The sequence below is a fragment of the Streptomyces sp. NPDC048565 genome (genome assembly GCF_040650935.1).
Lineage (GTDB): Bacteria > Actinomycetota > Actinomycetes > Streptomycetales > Streptomycetaceae > Streptomyces.
In genome coordinates this window covers 430,009-452,822 of the sequence record NZ_JBEZIH010000002.1, presented here as the reverse complement: position 1 = coordinate 452,822, position 22,814 = coordinate 430,009, and the positions used below count along the sequence as shown (strand labels likewise).

The following is a 22,814-nucleotide window of genomic DNA, read 5'->3' as shown; positions in this document are numbered from 1 at the left end:
GAGTTTGTCCACAGCCCCGGCAAATTGTGTGACCGGAGCTCCTCGGCCGTCCCGCCGCCGGCGGTCCTCGCCGGCTTCCGGAGCTGTGCAGGTCAGATGGGGCGGAAGGGGCGATGGAGAGGGGGCGAATCAGGGTCCAACCGGTCCTTGCTCCGATCGGGGGGCGCTCCGTGCGGAACTACCCCCTTCTGAATTGACCCGGGCTCAACTATGTTCGTACCCCGTTGGGGTGTCGGATTCGGACTGAGGTCCACACCCCGACCGACAGGCGGGGAAGTCTCCGGGGGGAGACGTCATAACCGGGGGAAGTTATGCACATTCAGGATCTGCATGGGCCGAGCGCTGTCTCATCCACAGATGAGGACCACGGGCGACTGAGCCCCGTGGCAGCGGTAGGTACGGTCGCGGCGGCAGGAGCGACGGGCCCCACGGCCCGGTCCGCGCCGCTCCGCGTGGACGCACAGCGCAATCTCGAACATGTCCTGCGCGCCGCGCGCGAGGTGTTCGGCGAGTTGGGTTACGGCGCGCCGATGGAAGACGTGGCACGCCGCGCGCGGGTCGGTGTCGGGACGGTCTACCGCCGTTTCCCGAGCAAGGACGTGCTGGTGCGCCGGATAGCCGAGGAGGAGACCGCCCGGCTGACCGACCAGGCGCGCTCGGCCCTCGGCCACGAGGACGAGCCGTGGTCGGCGCTCTCCCGCTTCCTGCGGACCTCGGTGGCATCGGGCGCGGGCCGGCTGCTGCCGCCGCAGGTGCTGCGCGTCGGTGCGGAGGCGGACGACCGGCCCGAGGCGGCGGGTATAGGCACGGCCGACAGCGAGACACGTGTCCCGCATCAGCGGCAGGGAGTGGACCAGCCCGGGCTCCGGGTGGTCGGCGCCCCCTCCTCGGGTGAGGAGGGGCTCGACGACGACCCGGGCGCTGCCGAGCTGCTGGAGGTCGTGGGCAGGCTGGTGGACCGGGCCCGTGAGTCGGGTCAGCTGCGGGGTGATGTGACGGTGGGCGATGTGCTGCTGGTCATCGCCACGGCGGCACCGGCTCTGCCCGACCCCGCCCACCAGGCCGCTGCCTCGGCCCGGCTGCTGGACATCCTGCTGGAGGGTCTGCGCCCGCATCCGGCGTAGGGGCTTCGGCCGGCGGGAGGAGCTCCGTCGCCCGAACATCCCCGAACATCCCGGACACCCGTGCGGGCAGGGGGCGTTGCTCCTTCCCCGTCCGGGTGACATCACCCCCCGGGGCACCGGAAGACACCACGGACGAGTGGTTGCTTCCGCTCCGGGGTTCGCCGCGCCGTGGCTCTGTGGCACTGTTGCCCCGGTATTTCGGGTCCGAGGGTGCATTACGGGGGCTCCGCGATGAGCGGTGACGCGCAGCAGCAAGAACCGTCCGACGGTGTCGCTGCCACGGGCAAGGGCAACAGCGGCACGGCGCCGCAGGGCCAGTCGCCTCCGGAGCGTTCCGGGGGCGTGCGGCCGGACGGCTCCGCCGAGGGTGGCACGGTGCTGCCCGGCCCGTGGCCGCCCGCGTCCACCGGTGCCGGGACGCCCCCGGAGCCCGGCGCGACGGGCTCGGTGAACACGGACGCCGTGAACACCGACACCCCGTACGCCGAGACCCCGTACGCCGACAGCGCGTACGCCGACTCCGTGTACGCGGTCCCGCTGCAGCGTGAGGGGCGCGCCGGGTCGGCCGATCTCGGCCCCTCCGACGCGCAGTTGATCCAGGGGATGCGCGAGGGCGACGACCAGGCGTACGAGGAGCTCTTCCGTCGCCACTCCGGCGCGGTGCGCCGCTATGCCCGCACCTGCTGCAGGGACGCGCACACCGCCGACGACCTGACGGCCGAGGTGTTCGCGCGGACGCTCCAGGCGGTGCGCGGCGGGAAGGGGCCGGAGGAAGCCGTCCGTGCCTACCTCATGACGGCCGTCCGGCATGTCGCCGCCGCGTGGACCAGGAGCGCGAAGCGCGAGCATCTCGTCGACGACTTCGCGGTGTTCGCCGCGCAGGCCACCCGCTCCGCCGGGCTTTCGGAGACCGACACCCTCGATCTGGGCGCCGATGTGCTGGCCATGCACGAGGCGGACAGGTCGATGGCCATGCAGGCGTTCCGCAGTCTGCCGGAGCGCTGGCAGGCCGTGCTGTGGCACACCACGGTGGAGGAGGAGTCGCCCAGCGAGGTCGCCCCCCTGTTCGGTCTGACGGCCAACGCCACGGCGGTTCTGGCCGTCCGGGCCCGCGAAGGCCTCAAACAGGCCTATCTGCAGGCCCATGTCAGCCAGTCGCTGACAGCAGGTGGCGACTGCGGGCAGTACGCCGACCGGCTCGGCGCTCATGCCAGGGGCGGCCTGCGCACCCGGGCGGAACGCGGGCTGCGCAAGCATCTGGACGAGTGCGCGAAGTGCCGGATCGCCGCCGGTGAGCTGGACCGGGTGAACGCCGGGATCCCGGCCGTTCTTCCGATCGCCGTCATCGGCTGGTTCGCCGCGGGCTATTCGCTCAAGGCGGCCGGCATCGTGGCCGGCGGCGCAGCGGGGGCCGCCGGTGCCGGAGCCGCCGCGGCGGCCACCGGAGGCGCGTCCTCCGGGAGCGGCGCGGCAGGCGGGGCCGCCGCGTCGGAGGGCCTCGGCGCTCCGGTGAAGGCCGGGATCGCCGCCGCGGTGGCCCTGGCGGTCGCCGCCGGTCTGGTGTGGGCCCTGGTCGGCGACGACCGGCCCGCGCCCGAGCAGAAGCCGGTGGCCGAACCGCCGGCCGCGGCACCCGCCGCCCCCACTCCCCCGCCCGCGCCGGAGCCGACGCCGCCCCCTCCGAAGAAGCCCTCGCCGCCCCCGCCCGCCGCACCCGCGGCGAAGACGCCGCCCGCCCCTGAGCCGACCCCGACACCCACGCCGACGCCGACGCCGACCCCTCCGAAGAAGCCCTCGCCGCCCCCCACACCCACCCCGGCCCCACCCCCTCCGAAGGAGCCGCCGCCGCCCGCGCCGGAGGTCTACCAGGTCAACGAGCTGGCGTACTCCCTCACCGGTGATCACACGGGTCCTGAGATCGTGCTCGGCCGGAGCCGCGGTGTGTTCTGGCAGCGTCAGGGGCTGTCGATCGCCTCCACGACGTACGCCCACGGTGTGACGGCCCCCTCCAGCTCCTCGGTGACCGTCCAGCTCAACCGGGAGTGCACCCGCTACGAGGCGATGGTCGGGGTCGACGACCTGGCCCTGGGGATCGGCGCCGTGCGCTTCTCCGTGTACGACGGCGAGGGGGCGCGGCTGTGGCAGTCCCCCGTGGTCCGGGGCGACGAGCCCGCCGTACCGGTGGACGTCGGCATCGAGGGCGTGGAGGCGATCCGGCTCGTGGTGGAGCCGTCGGGTCCGCTGGGCGGGGTCGTGCCGGCCGACTGGGCGCAGTCACGCATCAGTTGTCGCTGAGCTCCTCGGCGACCGCGGTCAGGAGGCCGAGGACCTCCTGAGGAGCCAGGCCACGCCCCAGGGCGCTCTCCTCGTCGTACCGCCGGAGGCCGAGCTCCTCACGCAGCCGCTCCACCGTCGCGGTCACCTCGGCCTCCTCCACCACCGAGCGGGGACCGTTCGCCCGCCATGCCCCGGACGCAGCGAGGACCCGGGCCGACACCGCGAACCGGTCCAGCCCGGCCAGGACGTCCCCGGCCGCCTCGGCCAGATGAGCGGTGAAATTGTCCGCGCATCCGGACGTCACGGCCAGCCGCAGCGCCTCCACCATTCCGCGCAGTCCCTCGGCGGGCCCGCCGGACGGTTCGTGCACCGCGATGCGCGCCGAGACTCCGAGGACGGCCGCCGTGAACTGCGGTGGCCGGGCGCCGTACGGCTCGCCGCCGACCGCCGCGTCGGCGTACCGGCGTGCCTGCGTGATTTTCCCCTCGCTCAGTGCGACCGCGGCCCGCAGGTAGTCGACGTAGGCCCGGGCGTCCTGCACATGCTGGCGTTCCGCTTCCGCCTCCGCCTCGTCCAGGCCCTTCCTCGCCGTGTCCAGGTCTCCGGCCCGGTAGGAGAGTTCCGCGAGACGGGCGATCAGGAAGGGTGCCTCCGCGTGGGCGCCGATCTCCCGGGCGAGCGCCAGTGCCTCCTGGTAAGCCGCACGCGCCTCCTCGTACCTCCCGCGCGTCATCCGGGCCTCGCCGGCGGCGCTCGCCACCTGGGCGAGCAGAAAACGGTCACCGACGCGACGAGCCAGGACGAGCAGCTCAGCGATGTCCTCGTCGATGCCGTCCATACCCCGAGGGGTGTCGATCAACATGTGGGTGCGGCCCATCAGAGCGACGCCGTACTCCCAGTCACCGCCGTACGCCCGGGCGTTGGCGACGGCCACGTCGTACTGCGCCACGTCGTACTGCGCCACGTCGGGTGTGTACTCGCGGCGCATGTACGAGGTCATCGGCCAGAGCAGTCCGGGAAAGCGGGCGGATTCCGGACCGCCCGAGCCGAAGACCTCGGTGACCTGGCTGACCAGTGCCTGGAACTCCTCGTCCTCGTGCAGGTTCTCGATCGGCCGGCTCTCCGCGGCGAGGAAGAACCGCAGCATGTGCACGCGCATGCGGGGCCAGTAGCGGGGGTCGGCCGGGTCCTGAGGGTCCTCGCCGAGAGCGGCGGTGCGGTTCGCCCAGGCCATGCCCTCGACACGAAAGTTACACACCCACCAGAACCAGCCCATGGCGAGCACCAGACGCAGCGCCTCCCGCTCGGACGGACGGTCGACGACCGTGCGGTGCAGTGCGGCGCGGATGTTGTCGAGGTCCGTCTCCAGGCGCCGGATCCACGGCAGTTGCCCCCCGGAGCGCAGCTGTGGATCGGCTTCCTCGGCCAGCGCGGTGAAGTAGGCGGTGTGGGCCGAGGAGGCGGCCGTCAGGATGTCCGGTCTCTCGGCAGCCCGCTCCGAGGCGTATTCGTGGATGGTCTCCAGGAGGCGGTAGCGCATCTTTGCGCCGTCTGCGTCCTGCATGGGCGCCGCGACCACGAGTGACTTGTCGACGAGCGCGCCGAGCAGGACGGCGGCGTCGGGGCCCGCCACCGCTTCGGCGGCGGCCAGGTCCCAGCCGCCGGCGAAGACGGAGACCTGCCGCAGCACGGTCCGCTCGTCCTGGGACAGCAGCTCCCAGGACCAGTCCACGACCGCCCTGAGTGTCTGCTGGCGGGGCAGCACGGTGCGGCTGCCGCTGGTGAGCAGCCGGAAGCGGTCGTCGAGGCGGTCCGCGATCTGGCGTGGGGTGAGCAGCCTGAGCCGGGCGGCGGCCAGTTCGATGGCGAGCGGGAGCCCGTCGAGTCTGCGGCAGATCTCGCCGATGGCGCGTGGATTGTCGGCGGAGTCGGCCCCCGGGTCGAAGTCCGGCCGCACGGCGCGGGCGCGCTCGGCGAACAGGCGGTGCGCGGGTTCCGGTGGCAGCGGGTCGACGGGGCGTACGGCCTCGCCCGGTACGCCGAGGGGCTCACGGCTGGTGGCGAGGATCCGCAGCCGTGGGCAGTGCGTCAGCAGGGTCTCCGCGAGAGTCGCGGCCGCTGCGATGACGTGCTCGCAGTTGTCGAGCACGAGGAGGAAGGGGCTGTGGCGTGACCGGTGCGCGAGGTGCTCGACGAGCCGCGCGGTGGGGTCGGCCCCGGGGTCGTGCCCGTCGTGCGAGCGGCCCTTCAGGAGAGCCGTCTCGCGCAGGCCGAGAGCGGAGAGCACGGCTCCCGGTACGGCGGACGGGTCGTCCAGCGGGGCGAGTTCGGCGATCCAGGCACCCTGCCCGGCCGCTGCCTCCTCGGCCAGCCTCGTCTTGCCCGAGCCACCGGGTCCTGTGAGTGTGACGAGGCGGGCGCGGGACAGGTCGGAGCGGATGTCGCGGAGTTCGGGCTCGCGGCCGACGAAGGAGGTGAGCCGGGGGCGGATGTTGCCCTCGCTCCTGTGCGGATCGTCCGGGGGCGGTGCGGCGGGCTCTCCGGCGTCGAGGAGCTCCCGGTGGAGTGCGGTGAGCTCCGGTCCAGGATCGGTGCCCAGCCCGTCGGCGAGGGCCCGGCGGGCGTCCTCGTACGCGACGAGCGCGTCGGCCTGCCGGCCCTCGGCACGCAGGCCGCGCAACAGCTGGGCGTGCAGCGGCTCGTGGTACGGGTGGGCTGCGGTGAGCTCTCTGAGCTCCGGTACGAGGCCCCCGGTGGCCCCGCGCCGTAGGTCTGCCTCGATGCGCTGCTGGAGCGCGGTGAGCCGGTGGGCCTCGGCCTGGATCCCGTGTTCCCGCCCGGGAAGGTCGGCGAGCACGGGACCGCGCCACAGGGCGAGCGCCTCGCGCAGGGTGCGGGCCGCCGCCTCGGGTGTGCCCGCGTCGAGCTCGGCGGCGCCCCTGCGGGCGAGCCGCTCGAAGACGTACAGGTCGATGTCGTCGGGGCCGGCGGCCAGCCGGTAGCCGCCCGGGGTCCCGGTGACCGCCTCCCGGCCGAGTACGCGCCGCAGCCGGCTGACGAGGGCCTGGAGGGCGGCGGGGGCGTCCTGCGGGGGATCGCCGTTCCATACGTCGTCGATGAGCGCGGCCACGGCCGCGGGCCGTCCGGCGCGCAGGGCGAGGGCGGCGAGCAGGGTGCGCAGCCGCGCTCCGCCGACGGGCAGCTCCCCGCCGTGCTCGTCTCGCGCCTCGGTGACGCCCAGGATCAGATACCGCACGTGGCCATTGTGTCCCGGCGACGTCGTGTCCCGCGGCGTCCACCCGTCGCACGCGCCAGCGGCGGGTGGGCGCCACGACCGGGGCGGGTGGGCGCTACGACTGGAGGGTGCGGCGGGCCGGGACGACTCCGCCGGCCACCGCTCGCTGCCGTGGGGCCGCCGTGCCGGTCCAGCAGGTCCCCCGGCGGGTGACCAGCCGGCGGAGCCAGAGCTCCGTGGACGCCAGTTCGGCCAGGCCGTCCAGGGGCAGCGGCTCGCCCTCGGCGGCGGCCCGCAGTGCCTTGCGTACGACGCGGGCCTCGACCAGGCCCGCGTCGGCGAGCAGCGGGGCGTCGAAGAGGGCGATCAGATCCGGGAGGGCGGTCCGCAGGCCGATGCGTCCCGCGGCGGTGGATGTGGCCTGTGACGGGGCGCCCCAGCCGGGCGGCAGGTCGTGGATGCCGGCGCCGGCGAGGACCCGGCGCAGGATCGCGGCACGGGCGCCCGGCTGGACCCGCAGCGATTCCGGGAGGGCGCGGGCCGCGCGTACGACCTGGTTGTCGAGGTAGGGGGCGTGCAGCCGTTGGCTGCGGATCTCCGCGGCCTGTTCGAGGATCCGCTGGTCGGCCGCGTGCCGGGCCAGGGCGGCGCGGGCCCTGGCCTCTCCGGGGCGCTGCACCGAGGCGGGCCTGATCGCCGCCTCCTGGAGGCGAACCGATACTTCCGCCAGTGCCTCCCCGGTGAGCCAGCGCGCCGCCGGGCCCGGCCGTGACCAGGCGAGGGAGGCGAGGGATGCGTCGGCCGGGGTGTCGAGGCCGGAGGTGTCACGCCTGGCGTCGGGCAGCAGGGCGGCGGCCGTTTCGAGCCCGGTGCGGTACGACGTACGGGCCAGCCTGCGGGCGGCCCGGTAGACGGCGAGCGGGACGAACAGGGAGTGGGTGGACGGCCCTTCGGCTCTGGCGAGCGCGGCGACGGGCCGCAGGATATGGCGCCTGCGCCGGTCCATGAGGAGGTCGGCCAGCCGCGCGGGGTGGGCGTCCAGGACCTGACGGGCGCCGTGGCCGACGAAGTGGTCGGCGCTGCCCGCGGCCAGCCGGCGGCGGTGGCGTTCGGCGACGACGAGGGAGGGGGCGGGTTCGTCGGTGAGCGGACCGCTCTCCAGTGACGCGTACGGCAGGGCCTCCTCGCCCGCCGCGACGACCACATGGTGCAGACGGGGGTTGGCCGCGATGGACCGGGCGCGCTCCAGCTCGTCCTCGCGGCCCTGAGCGGACAGGTCGTTGAAGGTGACGGCGAGCAGTCGTTCGCCCGCGCCCGTGCCGTGGCCGAGCACCGTGCCCGGCAGCCCTGGCAGTCCCGCGGCCAGCAGGGCGAGGGTGGCGGACGCGCTGCCGCCCGAGAGGTCCGAGCCGATGCCGGGTACGGGCGCGCCCCTGGCCGCACGGCGTTCGGCGGGGCCCATGCCGGGGACGGGTCCGGGATCGGGCGGCAGGGTCTCCGGGGCATGTCGCGGGGCCGTGAGCCGTGCGCGCACGGCGTCGACCAGTGCGTCCCGTACGCCTTCGACCGCGCTCACCGGGTCGGTCTGGGGGGCCGCCACGGCGAGCGAGGCCACCGCCTCGTACCCGGTGATCTCGCGCGAGCCCTCCCGGAGGATCAGCGCGTGCCCGGGCGGGATCCGCTTCACCCCCTCGTACGGTGTGCCGTCGCCCAGCGCCTCCGGGGTCTCGGGGCAGGCCAGCAGCGCGGCGAGGTGGCCGATGTCGAGCTGGGCCTCGATGAGGTCGGCGAGGGGGAGGGCGGCGGTGGCGTAAGCGGTGCCGTTGGCCCAGGGAGTGTGGAAGACGGGGCGAGCCCCGGCGAGGTCTCCGGCGACGGTGATGCGGCGGCCGATCTGCACGACGGCCGTGTAACTGCCGGACCAGGCGGTGAGATGGCGCAGCGCCCCGCCGCGCGCGGCGAGCAGCCCGACACGCAGCTGTTCGTCGGTGGCCCCGCAGCAGCCGAGGACGGCGAGCCGGGTGGTGGGGGCGCCCTCGGGAGTCGCGACCGTGATGATGCGGATCTCGTCGGGGCGCCAGTCGCCCACGGCCCACAGTGGATCCGGGTCGCCCCACAGGAGTTGGGAGCCCACCGGCTGGACGGTGCGCCCGTCCCCGTGGTGGCCGACAGCGCCCACCGTGCCGAAGCTCGCGGCGATACTGCTCCACCCCACCAACCAACGCATCGCCGCCTCCACAGGCTGTGGACGAACCGGCGCCCCAGGATCACGTGAACACCGTTGCGGGACATGCTGCCACGACAACGGCGCCCGGGAGGGGGTACGGGCGGCGCACACCGGATGCGCATGCGCCCCTGGCAAGAGCCTGGCCACGGCTCCGCGGCCGCCTCCGCAACGGAAGGGGACCGCCCGGGAGTTGTGGCGGCCGGCCCCCTGTGCAGGCCCCGCCTCGGCCGAGCCGCGCAACAGGCGTAATCCGGCCATACTCGGGCGGCCTCCCGGCGCCCTGCCCGAGCGGCACTATTCAGCCATTCTCCGATCGCGGTGGAACCGGGTGTTTCGCTCACGGCGGCGCACCCGGGGCACACCCCGAACGCCCCTTCCCCGACCGCGGACCCGGGCTTCCGACGGCCCGTGGTGGCACCCCGCGGCCCCCTGGGACATGCGGCGACGTGCGGGCCGGCGCATCCCCCCGGTGCGCCGGCCGGCACACCCTTTTCTCCGAACCCCGCCCGTGCGGCGCACAGTCCGGGAGGTGTTCGTCACCTCCCGGACCGGTTCGCCGCCCGCGGGGATTGGGGCGGCGGTCTCCCCCAGCCCGCCGAGTCCAGTTCGGCGGGCCGACCCACGCAGAACCCATCGAAGCGCTTGCACAGCGGCCGAACCAGAGCGCACGGCCGGGCGCACGGCCACACATCAGGAGCACGGTGCCGGAAGCCCCGCTCCGCACGGACAACATTCCCGCCATACGGAGGTCTGCCCCTTAACGGTAAGGATGCGGCGAACTACGCTGGGTTTACCGATGTTCTCAGCAGGGCGGCATATTCCACGGGGCTCGGCCAAATGCGTGTGCGGCCGGAGTGCCCGGGACAGTACCTGGGGAGAACACGGTACGAATGCCGCGCGCCTGACGGTGACGCGGCGGCCGTCTGTGTGTCGAGGGGTGACGCATGTCCAGGGAGCAACGCGGGCCGAACGAGAAGCTCGGCACGGTTCTCGCCCTCGCGGGAATCAGCAACGCCGGGCTCGCCCGGCGGGTCAACGACCTCGGAGCACAGCGCGGTCTGACACTTCGTTACGACAAGACGTCGGTGGCCAGGTGGGTGGCCAAGGGCATGGTGCCGCAGGGCGCCGCGCCCCATCTCATCGCGGCGGCGATAGGGGCCAAACTCGGCCGTCCTGTCCCGCTGCACGAGATCGGGCTCGCCGACGCCGATCCGGCGCCTGAGGTCGGTCTGGCCTTCCCCCGCGACGTGGGCGAGGCGGTCAGGTCGGCGACCGATCTCTACCGGCTGGACCTGGCGGGCCGCCGGGGCGGCGGCGGGATCTGGCAGTCGCTGGCGGGTTCCTTCGCGGTGAGCGCCTATGCGACCCCCGCGTCCCGCTGGCTCATAACCCCGGCCGACCCGTCGGTCGCGCGGGACACGGCCCCCGCCCAGGCCGCGCTCATCGGCCCGGAGGGCGCACCCGGGGCGCAGGGGGCGATCCCCGTCCAGCCCGGCCCGGACACGGCGGGCGCGGGGGGCGTGGAGGGACCGCTGCTGCGCGTCGGTCACAGCGATGTGACCAAGCTCCGCGAGGCCGCCCAGGACGCGCGCCGCTGGGACTCCAAGTACGGCGGCGGCGACTGGCGTTCCTCCATGGTCCCGGAGTGCTTACGGGTCGATGCCGCGCCACTCCTCCTGGGCTCGTACAGCGACGAGGTGGGCAGGGCGCTCTTCGGCGCATCCGCCGAGCTGACCAGGCTCGCCGGGTGGATGGCCTTCGACACCGGCCAGCAGGAGGCCGCCCAGCGCTACTACATCCAGGCGCTGCGCCTGGCCCGCGCCGCCGCCGACGTACCGCTCGGCGGATACGTCCTGGCGTCGATGTCCCTCCAGGCGACCTACCGTGGCTTCGCCGACGAGGGCGTGGACCTCGCGCAGGCCGCAGTGGAGCGCAACCGGGGGCTCGCCACCGCCAGGACCATGAGCTTCTTCCGGCTGGTGGAGGCGCGCGCCCATGCCAAGGCGGGCGACGCACCGGCCGCGGGGGCCGCTCTCCGGGCCGCCGAGAGCTGGCTGGAGCGCTCCCGGGCCGGTGACTTCGACCCGGCCTGGCTCGGGTTCTACTCCTACGACAGGTTCGCCGCCGACGCCGCCGAGTGCTATCGCGACCTCAAGGCACCCCGTCAGGTGCGGCGCTTCACCGAGCAGGCCCTGTCGAAACCCACCGACGAGTTCGTCCGCTCCCACGGGCTGCGGCTCGTCGTGTCCGCGGTCGCCGAGCTGGAGTCGGGCAACCTCGACGCGGCCTGCGCGGCCGGGACGCGGGCGGTGGAGGTGGCGGGCCGCATCTCGTCGGCGCGCACCACCGAGTACGTACGCGACCTGCTCCACCGCCTGGAGCCGTACGGGGACGAGCCCCGCGTCGCCGAGCTGCGGGAGCGGGCCCGCCCGCTCCTGGTCGCCCCGGTCTGATCCGGACGGGAGGCCCTGGGGCCGGTCTTTTCCTGGCGCGTTCCTGGTTCGAGCCCGTTGTCAGTGGGGCAGGGCAGTATCGGGGTGGGAGGTGGCGTGATGATGACGCACGCGGCGTACGACTGCGATGTGCTGGTGATCGGTGGCGGAATCGTCGGTCTGTCGACCGCGTACGCGCTCACGCGCACCGCGCCCGGCACCCGGGTCACGGTGCTGGAGAAGGAGTGGGGCCCGGCCCGGCAGCGGACCTGGCGCGGCAGCGGAGTCATCCACAGTGGCATCCACCACCCGCCGGGCTCGCTCAAGGCGCGCTACACGGTGCGGGGCGCGGCCGAGCTGGTGGACTTCTGCGCGGAGCACGCTATCGCCCACGCGGTGACGGGCAAGCTGATCGTCGCCACGGAGAGCGGCGAGCTGCGCCGGTTGCATGCCCTGGTGCAGCGCGGCCGGGCGCACGGCCTGCCGGTCAGGGAGCTGGGCCCCGCCCAGATCGCGGAGCACGAGCCGCGGGTGCGCGGCCTGGCGGCGATCCGGGTCGGGACCGCGGGGGTGTGCGACTTCGGCGCGGTCGCCGCCAGGTTCGCGGCCGAGGTGAGCGCGTCGGGCGGGCAGATCCGCCATGGTGCTCAGGTCGTCGCCGTCGACCGGCGTCCCTGGGGTGTCGCGGTGCGCACGGCTGACGGCCAGGTGGTCAGGGCCCGCGTCCTGGTCAACTGCGCGGGGCCGCAGAGCGACCGGGTGGCGCGGCTCGCGGGCGACGACCTGGGCGTGCGCATCGTGCCGTTCCGCGGGGCGTACTACGAGCTGGCCGGGCCTGAGCTGGTGCGCGGGCTCGTCGATCCGGTGCCCGACCCGGCGTCCCCCTTCCCCGGGGTCCGTCTGGTCAGATCCGTCGACGGCACGGTCCTCGTCGGACCGAACGCCGTGCCGGCGCTGACGCGCGAGGGACACGGCGGGGTAGCCGTCCGTCCGCGCGAGCTGGCCGGCGCCCTGGCCTGGCCGGGTTCCTGGCGTACCGCCCGGCGGCACTGGCGTCACGGCGCCGGTGAGGTGCACAGATCGCTGTCGAGGAGCGCGTTCACCCGGGCCGTCCAGCGGCTGCTGCCCGAGGTGACGGAGGCCGGTCTGCGGCCCGCCCCGGCGGGGGTCAGCGCCCAGGCGGTCCTGCGGGACGGCACGCTCGTGGACGACTTCCTGATCCGGGACGCCCCGCACACGGTCCATGTGCTGAACGCCCCGTCGCCCGCGGCCACCGCATCCCTGCCCTTCGGGAGGGAGGTGGCACGGCGGGCCCTGCTGCGGGCGCGCGCGACGGGGTGGGTTCCGCCCGCCGTGAGGGCTGTCCCTTGATCTCCGGCGTCGCCGGGGATCAGCCCGCCAGGGATCAGCCCGCCAGGGATCAGCCCGCCAGGGGGCAAGGGACAGCCCTTAGAATCGGGTCATTGTGTCTGAGCCCCTGAACCCCACCCCAGAGACGCCCGACGGCCCCTCCGCGGACGCGCGGCGCGCCGCGTCCTTCGAGCGCGCGCGCAGGCTGCGCCAGGAGCCCCGCTTCCCCGGCGGCCCGGCCGCCGACCCCGCGGGGTCGCACCACGAGCGTCGTATCCGCAGCTTCCAGCCCCGCCGCAGCCGGGTGACCGCCGGCCAGGAGGACGCCCTCCAGCGGCTGTGGCCCAAGTGGGGCCTGGACATCGACGGCCGGGGCGTCCTCGATCTCCCGGCCCTGTTCGACGGCCTCCCGGTGGTCCTGGAGATCGGCTTCGGCATGGGAGAGGCGACGGCCCGGATGGCGGCCGACGACCCGGACACCGGGATCCTGGCCGTCGATGTGCACACCCCTGGCCAGGGCAATCTGCTGGGCCTCGCGGACCGGGCGGGGCTGTCCAACGTCCGTGTCGCCAACGGTGACGCGATCATCCTGCTCCGCGAGATGCTGGAGCCGTCGGCGCTGGACGGGCTCCGGGTGTATTTCCCCGACCCGTGGCCCAAGAAGCGGCACCACAAGCGGCGGCTGATCCAGCCGGAGTTCCTCGACCTGGTGGCGGGGCGGCTGAAGCAGGGCGCGATCGTCCACTGCGCGACGGACTGGGAGCCGTACGCCGAGCAGATGCTGGAGGTCCTGACGGCCCACCCGCTGTTCGAGAACACCCAGGCGGACGGCGGGTACGCGCCCAGGCCCGCGTTCCGGCCGCTGACCCGCTTCGAGGGCCAGGGTCTCGACAAGGGCCACATCGTGCACGACGTGTTGTTCGCCCGTCGCTGATCGGCCACCACCGGCCGTCGCGGCGTGGCCAGGTGTCAGTGCCCGTCGTTAGGGTCGTCAGGTGCACGAAGGGGCCATGCGGCATCAGCAGCCGGCTGTCCCGGTTCTCGAGGAGCAGCGGCTCGACGAGTTCCTGGGCGCCGTCCCCGAGCGGGGCCAGTGGCGTTACCGGCCCCGCCGCGTCGGCATGGTCTGGCGCAGCAAGGCGTTCCGCGCCGGCGCGGTGGTCACCGTGCTGGCGCTCTGCGGTCTGGTGATCCTGGCCCTGGTGCGCCGGCAGACGGGGAGCGAGGGCTTCCTGGTGGGGCTGGGTCTTGCCGTGCTGCCCGTGCCGCTGCTGATGGCGGCGTTCCGCTGGCTCGACCGGGTCGATCCCGGCCCGTGGCGGAATCTGCTGTTCGCGTTCTCCTGGGGGGCGTGCGCCGCCGCGCTCGTGGCGATCATCGCCAACTCCTTCGCGACCCGGTGGATAGCGACGGCCACCGCCGATCCTGGGAGCGCCGACACTCTCGGGGCCACGGTCGTCGCGCCGGTCGTCGAGGAGAGCGCGAAGGCCATCGCGGTTCTGCTGATCTTCCTCTTCCGCAGACGGCAGTTCGGCGGGATCGTCGACGGCATCGTGGTCGCCGGCTTCACCGCGACCGGCTTCGCCTTCACCGAGAACATCCTCTATCTGGGCAATGCCTTCGGCGAGGACCAGCAGCTCGGCACCACGGGCTTCGCCTCAGTCACAGCGGGGACGTTCTTCGTCCGCGTGGTGATGTCGCCGTTCGCGCACCCCTTGTTCACGGTGCTTTCCGGCATCGGCTTCGGCATCGCCGCGCTCGGCGGCGCGCGTCACCGGGTGCGCCGTGTCGTCGTGCCGCTGCTCGGTCTCATCCTCGCCATGGGCATGCACGCCCTGTGGAACGGCTCGTCGTCCTTCGGACCGTACGGCTTCTACGCGGTGTACGGCGCGTTCATGGTGCCGTGCTTCGGGCTGGTGACCTGGCTGGCGATCTGGGCGCGCCGCCGGGAGCTGCGCACCCTCTCCACCGAGCTGCCGGTGTACGCGGCGGCCGGCTGGCTGGCCCCCGAGGAGCCGCTCGCCCTGGCCTCGATGCGGGCACGGGGCGTGGCCCGCGACATGGCCAGGCACTGGAACAGCCACCCGGACCGCGCCCGGGGCAGGGCCGCGGCCCGCGCCGTCGCTGAGTACGAGTCGTTCGCGACGTCCCTGGCCATGCTGCGCCGGAGGGCCCGCCGTGACGGTGCGGGAGAGGACTTCGCCCTCCGGGAGCAGGAGTTGCTGCACCACCTGTGGCACCGCCGGGACATCGCGGGGCCGGCCCTGGCATACGCGGCCCGTACGACGGGCCGGCTGCGCGTCTACCGGCCGCCGCCACCCCCGTTCCCCCGTCAGCTCCCCTACGGCGGCCCGCCGCCGCAGCACCTCCCGGCACCGCACCGGCACTACGGCGGGCCCAACCCGTATCTGGAGGACGGCGGGCGGCACGCCGGCCCGCCCGCCTGAGACCACCCGGCTCAGGACGGCAGGACGGCACAGCACCCCTCAGGGCATCAGAGCGTCAGGCGCATCCGGGCATCAGGGCGTCAGAGCGTCAGGCGGACGCCTCGGTGAGCTCCGCCAGCTCCTGCTCGGTCAGCCGGAGGTCGGCCACCGCAACGAGCGCGGGCAGCTGTTCGACCGTGCGCGCGGACGCGATCGGAGCGACGACGGTCGGCCGGGAGAGCAGCCACGCGAGCGCGACCGTGGCGATCTCCGCGTCGTGCTCCTGCGCGATCCTGTCGAGCGCCGCCAGCACCTTTCGTCCGCGCTCGGTCTCCAGGTGCTTGCCCGCCCCCTCGGCCCGAGCGCTCTCGACCGTCGCCCCCGGTCGGTACTTGCCGGTGAGGAAGCCCGAGGCGAGCGCGTAGTAGGGGACGCCGGCAAGACCCGCGCCGGCCGCCGTGTCCTGGAGCGCGCCCTCGTAGGTGTCGCGCGAGACGAGGTTGTAGTTCGGCTGCAGGGCGATGTAACGCGCCAGGCCCTCGCGCTCGGAGAAGTCCAGGGAGGCCTGGAGCCGCTCGGGGCTGATGTTGGAGGCGGCGATCTCCCGCACGGTGCCGGCCTTCACCAGCTGGTCGAGCGCGGTGATGATCTCCTCGACGGGGACGCTCTCGTCGTCGTGGTGCGTGTAGTAGAGGTCGATGTGGTCGGTGCCGAGCCGGCGCAGCGAGGCCTCGGCCGCCGCCTTGATGTTGGTGGCCGACAGCCCCCTGAAGTCGGGGTGGCCGCTGACCTTGGTGGCGATGACGACATCGTCGCGACGGGAACCGGCCGCCAGCCACTTGCCGATGAGGGTCTCCGACTCACCGCCCTGGTTGCCGGGGATCCAGGCGCTGTAGGAGTCGGCGGTGTCGATGAAGTTACCGCCGGCCGCCGCGTACGCGTCGAGGACAGCGAAGGTCTGCTTCTCGTCGGCCGTCCAGCCGAAGACGTTGCCGCCGAGAGAGAGGGGGAAGACCTGGAGGCTCGAAGTACCGAGCGGGCGCAGAGATGTCATACCCCGCGACAACCAGCTGACCGAAACGGCTATTCCGGATGCGCGGCCCGCACCGGGCCCCTGAGGCCCGCACCTGGGGCGCGTTTCGAAAGTAGCGCCGTCCGCCCGAAGGGCGGGCCCCGCACCCGGTCGGCGCCTCACGATCCAGGCAGACCGGCGGCCCTGACGTCGGGGGGTCGTGCGTCAGGGCCGCCGGGGTTGCGGTGCGCCGGTTACCGGCGGTCGGGCTCCCAGCCGGGTGCGGCGCCGGGCTCCCGGCCTGGCGCGGCATCGGGCACCCGGCCGGGTGCCCACGTCAGGCTCTCGCCGAGGTCAGACCGTGAGGCCCTTGCTGCGCAGCCAGCTCATCGGGTCGATACCGGAGCCGTCCGCGGTGTGGACCTCCAGGTGGAGGTGCGGGCCGGTCACGTTGCCCGTGGCTCCGACGCGCCCGATGGTGTCGCCCGTGTTGACCTTCTGCCCTGCGGTGACGTCCATCGAGGACTGGTGGCAGTACCAGATCTCCGTGCCGTCATCGAGCTCCAGGACCGTGCGGTAGCCGTACGCGCCGGACCAGCCGGCCGACTTCACGGTGCCGCCGTGCACGGCCTTGACCGGCGTACCGGTCGGAGCCGCGAAGTCCAGCCCGGTGTGATGGCCGGACGACCACATCGAGCCGGCCTCGCCGAACGTCGAGGTGATGGTGTACGAGGAGGTCGGAATGGCGTAGCTGGCGGCGAGCTTGGCGAGGCGCTCGGCCTCGGCCTTCTTCTTCGCCGCCTCTTCGGCCGCCTTCTTCTTCGCGGCTGCCTTCGCCTCGGCCTCGCTCTGCTGCTTCGCCGCCTCGGCCGCTGCCGCCTCTTCAGCCGCCTTCTCCTGGGCGGCCTTGGCCTCGGCGTCTGCTCCGGCCTGCTGCTGCTCGGCCTGCTGGAGGATACGGGCGCGAAGGGCCTCGCCGGCGTCGGTGGCACCCTGGTCGGCCTCGGCGGCAGTGATGCCCGCGCTGGTCAACGGGGCGGCGGACTCGGCGACCGCCTCCTGGTCCGCAGAGGAGTCGTGGGACATGAACGCGCCGACGCCGGGAAGGGACTTGGCGTCGGGGAGGTTGTCCGCGATGGAATCGGGAAGAGAGATGGAGACCGGCGGCTTGCTCTGCGCAGTGGCCATGCCACCCGCACCGACGGCCGCGATGACGCCGACGCCGAGGACGGTGGAGCTACGGGCGAGACCGCGCTGCTTGGCCACGCGGTGCCGACCGCGTACGGGACGGATGGACTCCTCGTCGGGGTTCCATTCCCCCCATGTCCTGTCCTCATCACCGAAGCTGTCGGTCCTGAAGGATGACGGGGCCTCGGGGGCAGGCTTGTTGGACGCCACGTGGGCGCACTCCTTTCCTTCCTTCTCGCCTACCGGGTTAGCTGACGGGTTCGGAGCAGGAAGGTCTCCTACGGGCCCCTTCGTCTCTCGCGAGACGCAGGTGTCCGATTCACCCCATGTAGGTGGTTCCCCGGTTCCCTTGCGGAATTCGGCGCTGCGCGCGGTGCCGCCTCTGGCGGCGGCAGGTACAACCGCGCTGCGTTATCGAACGTTAATAGACACCCGGGCCCGATTCCAAGCTGTTCCCACAGATCAGTCACGACTCCGGCCTGGACTTTCATGGGTCAACCGGGCGCAAACGGGCGACTTGAGCGCACTCCGTCCGTCCGACAGTTTCTGACGGTACGTCAAATGTTATGCGCAGCGAGGTCCTTCGACTACCCACCGTCGCGACGGGTCATCCACCGTCCCGCCCCACGATCTTCACCGTCGTCCGCCGCTCCTGCTGACCGTGCGCGGGACGGCCGACCGCGAGGAGCGCCAGGTCGTCCGTCGACCTGCCCCCGGTGTGCAGCCGTACGTCGTCGGTGAGCGCGGACAGCAGCTCGTCGGGCCCCGGGAACAGCCGGCCGCGCAGCCGGGCCGCCGGGTCGTAGAAGACGCCCTTCGCGTTCCGCGCCTCGGAGAGCCCGTCGGTGAACGCCAGGAACATCGACCCGGCAGGCAGCGTCCACTCGTCCGCCCGGTCGGGCCACGTGCCGAGCCCCATCCCGAGGGGCAGCGCGGGCGCCGACGGCGTCAGCACGTCGAGCGACCCGTCCCCGTGCAGCACGAGCGGCTCCGGATGCCCGCGGTTGATGACCCGCAGCGTCTCCGATCCGGACGGGATCTCCGCGATGACGGCGGTCACGAAGCCCTCCACCGTGTCGAACCCGCCCCGCCGCGAGCCCTCACGCGCCAGCGCCCGCTCCAGCCGCTGGACCACCGCCTCGAGCGACAGATCCCGCTCGGCGGCCTCCCGGAACGCCCCGATCACGACGGACACCGCCCCCACGGCGTCCAGCCCCTTGCCCCGTACGTCCCCGAGGACCAGGCGCACCCCGAACGGCGTGTCCGCTACGGCGTACAGGTCGCCGCCGACGAACTCGTCCGCCTGGGCCGCCTCGTACCGCGCCGCGACCAGCAGCCCGCCGACCCGGTCCTCGGGCCTCGGGAGCACCGCACGCATCGCGGTCTCCGCGATGACCCTGGCCGAGGCCAGCTGCTCGTTCATACGGCGCACGACGCGGTTGATGAGAAGGGACAGCACGGAGACGGTGACCAGGGTGAACAGGTCGGTGAGCGGCACGACCTCGCCGAGCGCGCCGGACGAGATCCGGATGACCAGCACCACGAGGGTCGCTGCCATGCCGATACGCGCGGTGCCGCCCGGCGAGAAGAAGGGGGCGGCGATCAGCGGGGCCGCGGCGAAGAGCGGCACAGCGGTGACCTCGGTCGGCGTCGCGAAGTCGAAGATCACACCGGCGCAGATCATCAGGACGGGCAGCACCCGCACGAACCGCCGGGAACGGGAGTTCCCGACCGTGCTGCCCCGCCGTTCGTCCCGCTTCCCCACCTGTTTGCTCCTGCCCGCTCCGCCCACGGGTGCGGACGGTACCGCGCCCCACCCAGGCTGGCCGGAGCCGCGCCGAACGGCGACTCGCCATCGGCCAAAGGGAGGAGCGCGCCGGAGCCCCGTCCCCCGGTGGTCAGTCGGAGAGCCGGCGCTGCGCGTAGAGCGTCAGTGCGTCCCGTACGAAGACGGCGGTTCCGTCCCCGTGGCGATCGTAGTTCCTCCCGAAGCGGGAATCGGCGACGTACATCTCCGCGATGCCGGCCACGTAAGCCCGCGTGACCTCCATGGTCACCGACAGCCACTCGCAGTGCCGTCGCGCGATGTCCTGCACCGCGTCGTCACCCGCCGCCAGACCGGCCGCCCTGGCCTCTCCGTAATCCCGGGCGATGGCCTCGTGCACACCCTGGAACCCGGCGCGTTCCTCCTCGCTCAGCCCGCGCCACCACCGGCCGCCGCGCTCGTACGCCTCCTTGCCCCAGCGCTCGGTGACTTCCTGCTCGTACGCCGTGTGGTCGAAGCCGTCGAACACTTCCTCCGCCATGATGTGCTCCCCTTTCTCGGTCCTGTCGAGAGTGGTCCGCACCGAGGCGATCTGCCGCCCGATGCGCTCACGCTCCTGCTCCAGCAGCCGCAGATGGGCCCGGAGCGCCACGCCGGTGTCCCGCTGCCCCTCCAGCACGTCCTTGATCGCGGGCAACGAGAGCCCCAGCTCCCGCAGCAGCAGAATGCGCTGGAGTCCGACCAGGGCCTCCTGGTCGTAATAGCGGTAGCCGTTGGCACCCGTGCGGCTCGGCGCGAGGAGACCGATGTCTCCGTAGTGCCGGAGGGTCCGGCTCGTGGTGCCTGCCCGCTTGGCGATTTCCTGGATCGACCACTCCATGCCGGAAACGCTAGAGGTTTACGTAACGTCAAGGTCAAGCCCTGCACCGGCGGCCGGGTGACGGCACATGTCGCGGCGGCCGGGTGGCGGCATACGACAGAGGCCCGGATCCTCGAAAGGATCCGGGCCTCTGTCTTCAGTAGCGGGGACAGGATTTGAACCTGCGACCTCTGGGTTATGAGCCCAGCGAGCTACCGAGCTGCTCCACCCCGCGCCGTTGTGATGCCAACTCTACGCCATCCGGGACGGCGCTCCGACCATTGATGGCCGCCGATCCCCCACCCCCTCCCCGACGGCAACCCCCCGGCCCCGACGTGGTGCACCAACTCATACTTCACACCGCGAAGTTGTCAGGCACGGTGGCGTACCCAAAGGTGGGCACACCTCCCGATCCAGCGTCTCGCCTGCATGGAGAAAGAATCCTCCACCGCGCCGCAGGGCTGACCCCTCGCGTCGTGCCTTCCGCCGGGCCGGGGCCCGGCGCGCGGGGCGTCCTGGACGGCGGCGGACAACCCGTATGTCCGCGCCCTCTTCCACGCAAACCAGAACATCGAGCCCTCGGCGCACCGCCGGCCGTCACGCCGGGCGCGCAATACCGAGGGAAAGCCGTGCTGGGAGGGTTACAGTCTGCATGCACCGCACGATGATCCGGACGCCCCCGGAGCGGCGCGGCACCGGTGGCGGCGTCTCTTCGCCCCACTGGTCGGGACCGGTCCGGCTTGTATCGCGGCGACTCGGTCACTGGGCTCTCACCACACACCTACGTACAGGACACCCGAGATGACCGACACGTCTGCCCGCACGACCCAGCGGCGCTCCGACGGCACGTCCGCCGCCGCGACCGCCGACACGGGCACCGCGGCGCCGCTGCCCACTCCGCAGTACGCGGGTCTGTTCGTCGAGCCCGACCTGCCGCCGGTCCCCGACGAACACGAATGACCGGGCGGCGGCAGCCGTACCCGGCCCGAGCGCCCGGCCCGGCCGACCGGCCTGTGACGGACCCGACCCGGCCGACCGACCCGGCTGACCGACCCGAGTGACCGGCCCGGCCGCACGGTCGTTGGAAGACCATGCGCATCCGTATCGGTGTGGTCGTCCTCGCAGTGGTCCTGCTGATCGCCGCGTTCATCTCGAACATCCCGTCCGAGGCCGAGACCGTGGCGGCCTGCCGAAAGGCACTCGACAACACGTCGACGCTGACCAACCGGCCGGACGTCTGCACGGACGTGTCCGCGGACACCTACCGGACGTTCCTCCTGATGTACGAGTTGCGGGAGGAGGGCCTGGACTGAGGGGAGGGCGCGCCTCCCGGTCCGTCAGCCCTGCTGCTCCTTCCACTCCGCCTGTGCCTCGTCGAGGTCTTCGGCGAACGTGTCCAGGAAGTCCTTGGCGCTCGTCTTCCCGAGCAGCACCTTCTGGAAGCCCGATTCGCTGTCGGCCTTGGACAGGGTGTTCCAGTCAGGCAGGTAGTAGGGAAGCTGGACGATCTTGGTGTCGCCCGAGAACAGCGCCTCGGCGCCGAGCTGCGTGGTCTCCGACTTGTCGAGCCAGGGGTCGTCGGCGGCTTCCTTGTTGGCCGGGATCAGGCCCGCGGACTCGCTGAACTTGGAGTTCGATGCGTGCGAGGCCGCGAACTCGATGAACTTCCAGGCCGCCGCCTTGTTCTCCGACGATTTGAGCAGACCGAGGCCGGAGACCGGGTTGGAGACCATCACCCGGGTCCCGTCGGCCAGTTCGGGCTGCGGAATACCGCGGAACGTGTCGCCGCCCAGCGAGGTCACATGGTCCTGGTACGACCCCAGGTTGTGGTTGAGCATGGCGATGCTGCCGGAGTCGAACTGGGCGACCATCTTGGTGAAGTCGTTGTTGAGGTCGGCCTCCGGGGTGGTCTTCCGGTACAGGCCGGCGTACTTCTCCAGTGCCGCGACGTTCTTCGGGTCGTTGACCGTGGTCTTCTTCCCCGAGTCGTCCCAGAAGGAGTCGATGCCCGACTGCCCGTACATCACGTCCAGCGCCTGGGCGATCGAACCCGGGCCGCCGCGGATGGTGTAGCCGAACTGGTTCTTCTTCCGGTGCGTCAGCTTCGCCGCGGCCTCGTAGAAGGCGTCCCAGGTGTCCGGCTCGCCAAGCCCGGCCTTCTTGAACAGGTCCGTGCGGTAGTAGAGGACACCGTTGGTCGCGCTGATCGGCACCGTGTACATCTCGTCCCGGCCCGCGGCGCTCCGTACGCTCTCGACCATCGCGTCGTTGAGCTTTCCCTTGAGCGAGCTCGCGTCGACCCGGTCGTCCAGCGGCTCCAGCGCGTCCTGCGCGGTGATCCCGGCGACCATCGCGGCACCCACGCCCCCGACGTCGGGCAGCCCGCCGCCCTGGATGGCGGTGTCGTACTTGGACTGGGCGTCGGTGGACGCGATGCCCACGTACTGCACCTCGATGTCCGGTTCGACCTTCTCGAAGTCGGCGATGATCTCCTTCCAGACCTCCGTGTTGACACCGCCGTTCTCGTCCCAGAACACGATCTTCCCCGTGCCAGGGCCTTCGGCGCCCTTCGCACCGGCGATGCCGCTGCCGTCGTCACCGCACGCGGTGGCGGTGAGGGCCAGGACGGAGACCAGGGATATCGCTGCGGCGATGCGGGTGTTGCGGGCGTCGGTCACGGTCGGCTCTTTTCTCTGGCTCTCGTATCGCGTCTCATATATGACATACGAAGGGCAACGCGAAGAACGTAAATCGGCCAACTGCCATGGTCAATGCCCGTGCAGGAGAAAGTTTTTGGCCACGGGAACGCCGCAGGGGCCGCCACGGGAACGCCACAGGAACGCCACGGGATCGCCGAAGCGCCCCGCCCGGTCGAACCGGTCGGGGCGCTTCCGGTGCCCTTCGGTGCTTCAGCCGATC

General features: G+C 72.7%; 15 protein-coding genes, 1 tRNA gene and 1 riboswitch. Of the genes, 8 read left to right on the top strand and 8 right to left on the bottom strand.

The window, feature by feature from the left end; all coding sequences use genetic code 11:
- The first annotated feature begins 311 nt into the window (after positions 1-311).
- The gene (locus AB0C75_RS04355; RefSeq protein WP_362886906.1) at positions 312-1,124 is read left to right on the top strand and encodes a helix-turn-helix domain-containing protein; all 813 of its coding nucleotides are present in this window, start codon (positions 312-314) and stop codon (positions 1,122-1,124) included.
- A 231-nt stretch (positions 1,125-1,355) separates the two neighbouring features.
- Entirely contained in the window at positions 1,356-3,419 is a 2,064-nt protein-coding gene (locus AB0C75_RS04350) for a sigma-70 family RNA polymerase sigma factor (RefSeq protein ID WP_362886904.1), read from the top strand.
- Here the strand turns inward: AB0C75_RS04350 and AB0C75_RS04345 are convergent.
- The gene (locus tag AB0C75_RS04345) at positions 3,406-6,657 is read right to left on the bottom strand and encodes a BTAD domain-containing putative transcriptional regulator (RefSeq protein WP_362886902.1); all 3,252 of its coding nucleotides are present in this window, start codon (positions 6,655-6,657) and stop codon (positions 3,406-3,408) included. The genes AB0C75_RS04350 and AB0C75_RS04345 overlap by 14 nt on opposite strands.
- 94 nt (positions 6,658-6,751) lie before the next feature.
- Positions 6,752-8,863, bottom strand: coding sequence for an asparagine synthase-related protein (locus AB0C75_RS04340; protein ID WP_362886900.1), 2,112 nt, complete (start codon positions 8,861-8,863; stop codon positions 6,752-6,754).
- Positions 8,864-9,807: 944 nt separating this feature from the next.
- Between AB0C75_RS04340 and AB0C75_RS04335 the strand changes: the two genes are divergently transcribed.
- The 4 genes from AB0C75_RS04335 (at position 9,808) to AB0C75_RS04320 (ending at position 15,092) form a co-directional block, all read left to right on the top strand.
- Positions 9,808-11,316, top strand: a complete 1,509-nt coding sequence (locus AB0C75_RS04335) for a sporulation protein (protein ID WP_362886898.1) — start codon at positions 9,808-9,810, stop codon at positions 11,314-11,316.
- Positions 11,317-11,415: 99 nt separating this feature from the next.
- Positions 11,416-12,666 carry an L-2-hydroxyglutarate oxidase gene (gene lhgO / locus AB0C75_RS04330; RefSeq protein ID WP_362886896.1) on the top strand — a complete coding sequence of 417 codons (1,251 nt, stop codon included), beginning with the start codon at positions 11,416-11,418 and terminating at the stop codon, positions 12,664-12,666.
- A 94-nt stretch (positions 12,667-12,760) separates the two neighbouring features.
- Positions 12,761-13,579, top strand: a complete 819-nt coding sequence (trmB, locus tag AB0C75_RS04325; RefSeq protein ID WP_362886894.1) for a tRNA (guanosine(46)-N7)-methyltransferase TrmB — start codon at positions 12,761-12,763, stop codon at positions 13,577-13,579.
- Positions 13,580-13,640: 61 nt separating this feature from the next.
- The gene (locus AB0C75_RS04320; RefSeq protein ID WP_362886892.1) at positions 13,641-15,092 is read left to right on the top strand and encodes a PrsW family intramembrane metalloprotease; all 1,452 of its coding nucleotides are present in this window, start codon (positions 13,641-13,643) and stop codon (positions 15,090-15,092) included.
- 88 nt (positions 15,093-15,180) lie between these two features.
- On the opposite strand, the gene AB0C75_RS04315 is transcribed toward AB0C75_RS04320, so the two are convergent.
- The 5 genes from AB0C75_RS04315 to AB0C75_RS04295 form a co-directional block, all read right to left on the bottom strand.
- On the bottom strand, positions 15,181-16,125 hold the full coding sequence (locus AB0C75_RS04315) for an aldo/keto reductase (protein ID WP_362886890.1): 945 nt from the start codon (positions 16,123-16,125) through the stop codon (positions 15,181-15,183).
- 312 nt (positions 16,126-16,437) lie between these two features.
- Entirely contained in the window at positions 16,438-17,481 is a 1,044-nt protein-coding gene (locus AB0C75_RS04310) for a M23 family metallopeptidase (protein ID WP_362886889.1), read from the bottom strand.
- 11 nt (positions 17,482-17,492) lie between these two features.
- A riboswitch (cyclic di-AMP (ydaO/yuaA leader) is annotated at positions 17,493-17,645 on the bottom strand.
- Between the two features lie 233 nt (positions 17,646-17,878).
- The gene (locus AB0C75_RS04305; RefSeq protein WP_362886887.1) at positions 17,879-19,036 is read right to left on the bottom strand and encodes a PP2C family protein-serine/threonine phosphatase; all 1,158 of its coding nucleotides are present in this window, start codon (positions 19,034-19,036) and stop codon (positions 17,879-17,881) included.
- A 133-nt stretch (positions 19,037-19,169) separates the two neighbouring features.
- Positions 19,170-19,916 (bottom strand): MerR family transcriptional regulator, encoded by a 747-nt coding sequence (locus AB0C75_RS04300; RefSeq protein ID WP_362886885.1) that lies wholly within the window; start codon positions 19,914-19,916, stop codon positions 19,170-19,172.
- 140 nt (positions 19,917-20,056) lie between these two features.
- Positions 20,057-20,130 (bottom strand) — tRNA-Met (locus tag AB0C75_RS04295).
- A gap of 566 nt (positions 20,131-20,696) precedes the next feature.
- On the opposite strand from AB0C75_RS04295, the gene AB0C75_RS04290 reads away from it, so the two are divergent.
- Positions 20,697-20,855: a hypothetical protein gene (locus AB0C75_RS04290; RefSeq protein ID WP_362886883.1), complete on the top strand. Its 159-nt coding sequence runs from the start codon at positions 20,697-20,699 to the stop codon at positions 20,853-20,855.
- Between the two features lie 131 nt (positions 20,856-20,986).
- A complete protein-coding gene (locus AB0C75_RS04285) occupies positions 20,987-21,208 on the top strand; it encodes a hypothetical protein (protein WP_362886881.1) in 222 nt (73 codons plus the stop codon).
- A gap of 24 nt (positions 21,209-21,232) precedes the next feature.
- Here AB0C75_RS04285 and AB0C75_RS04280 read toward each other — a convergent pair whose 3' ends face one another.
- Complete coding sequence (locus AB0C75_RS04280) at positions 21,233-22,573, bottom strand: sugar ABC transporter substrate-binding protein (protein WP_362886879.1); 1,341 nt, start codon at positions 22,571-22,573, stop codon at positions 21,233-21,235.
- Positions 22,574-22,814: the final 241 nt, after the last annotated feature.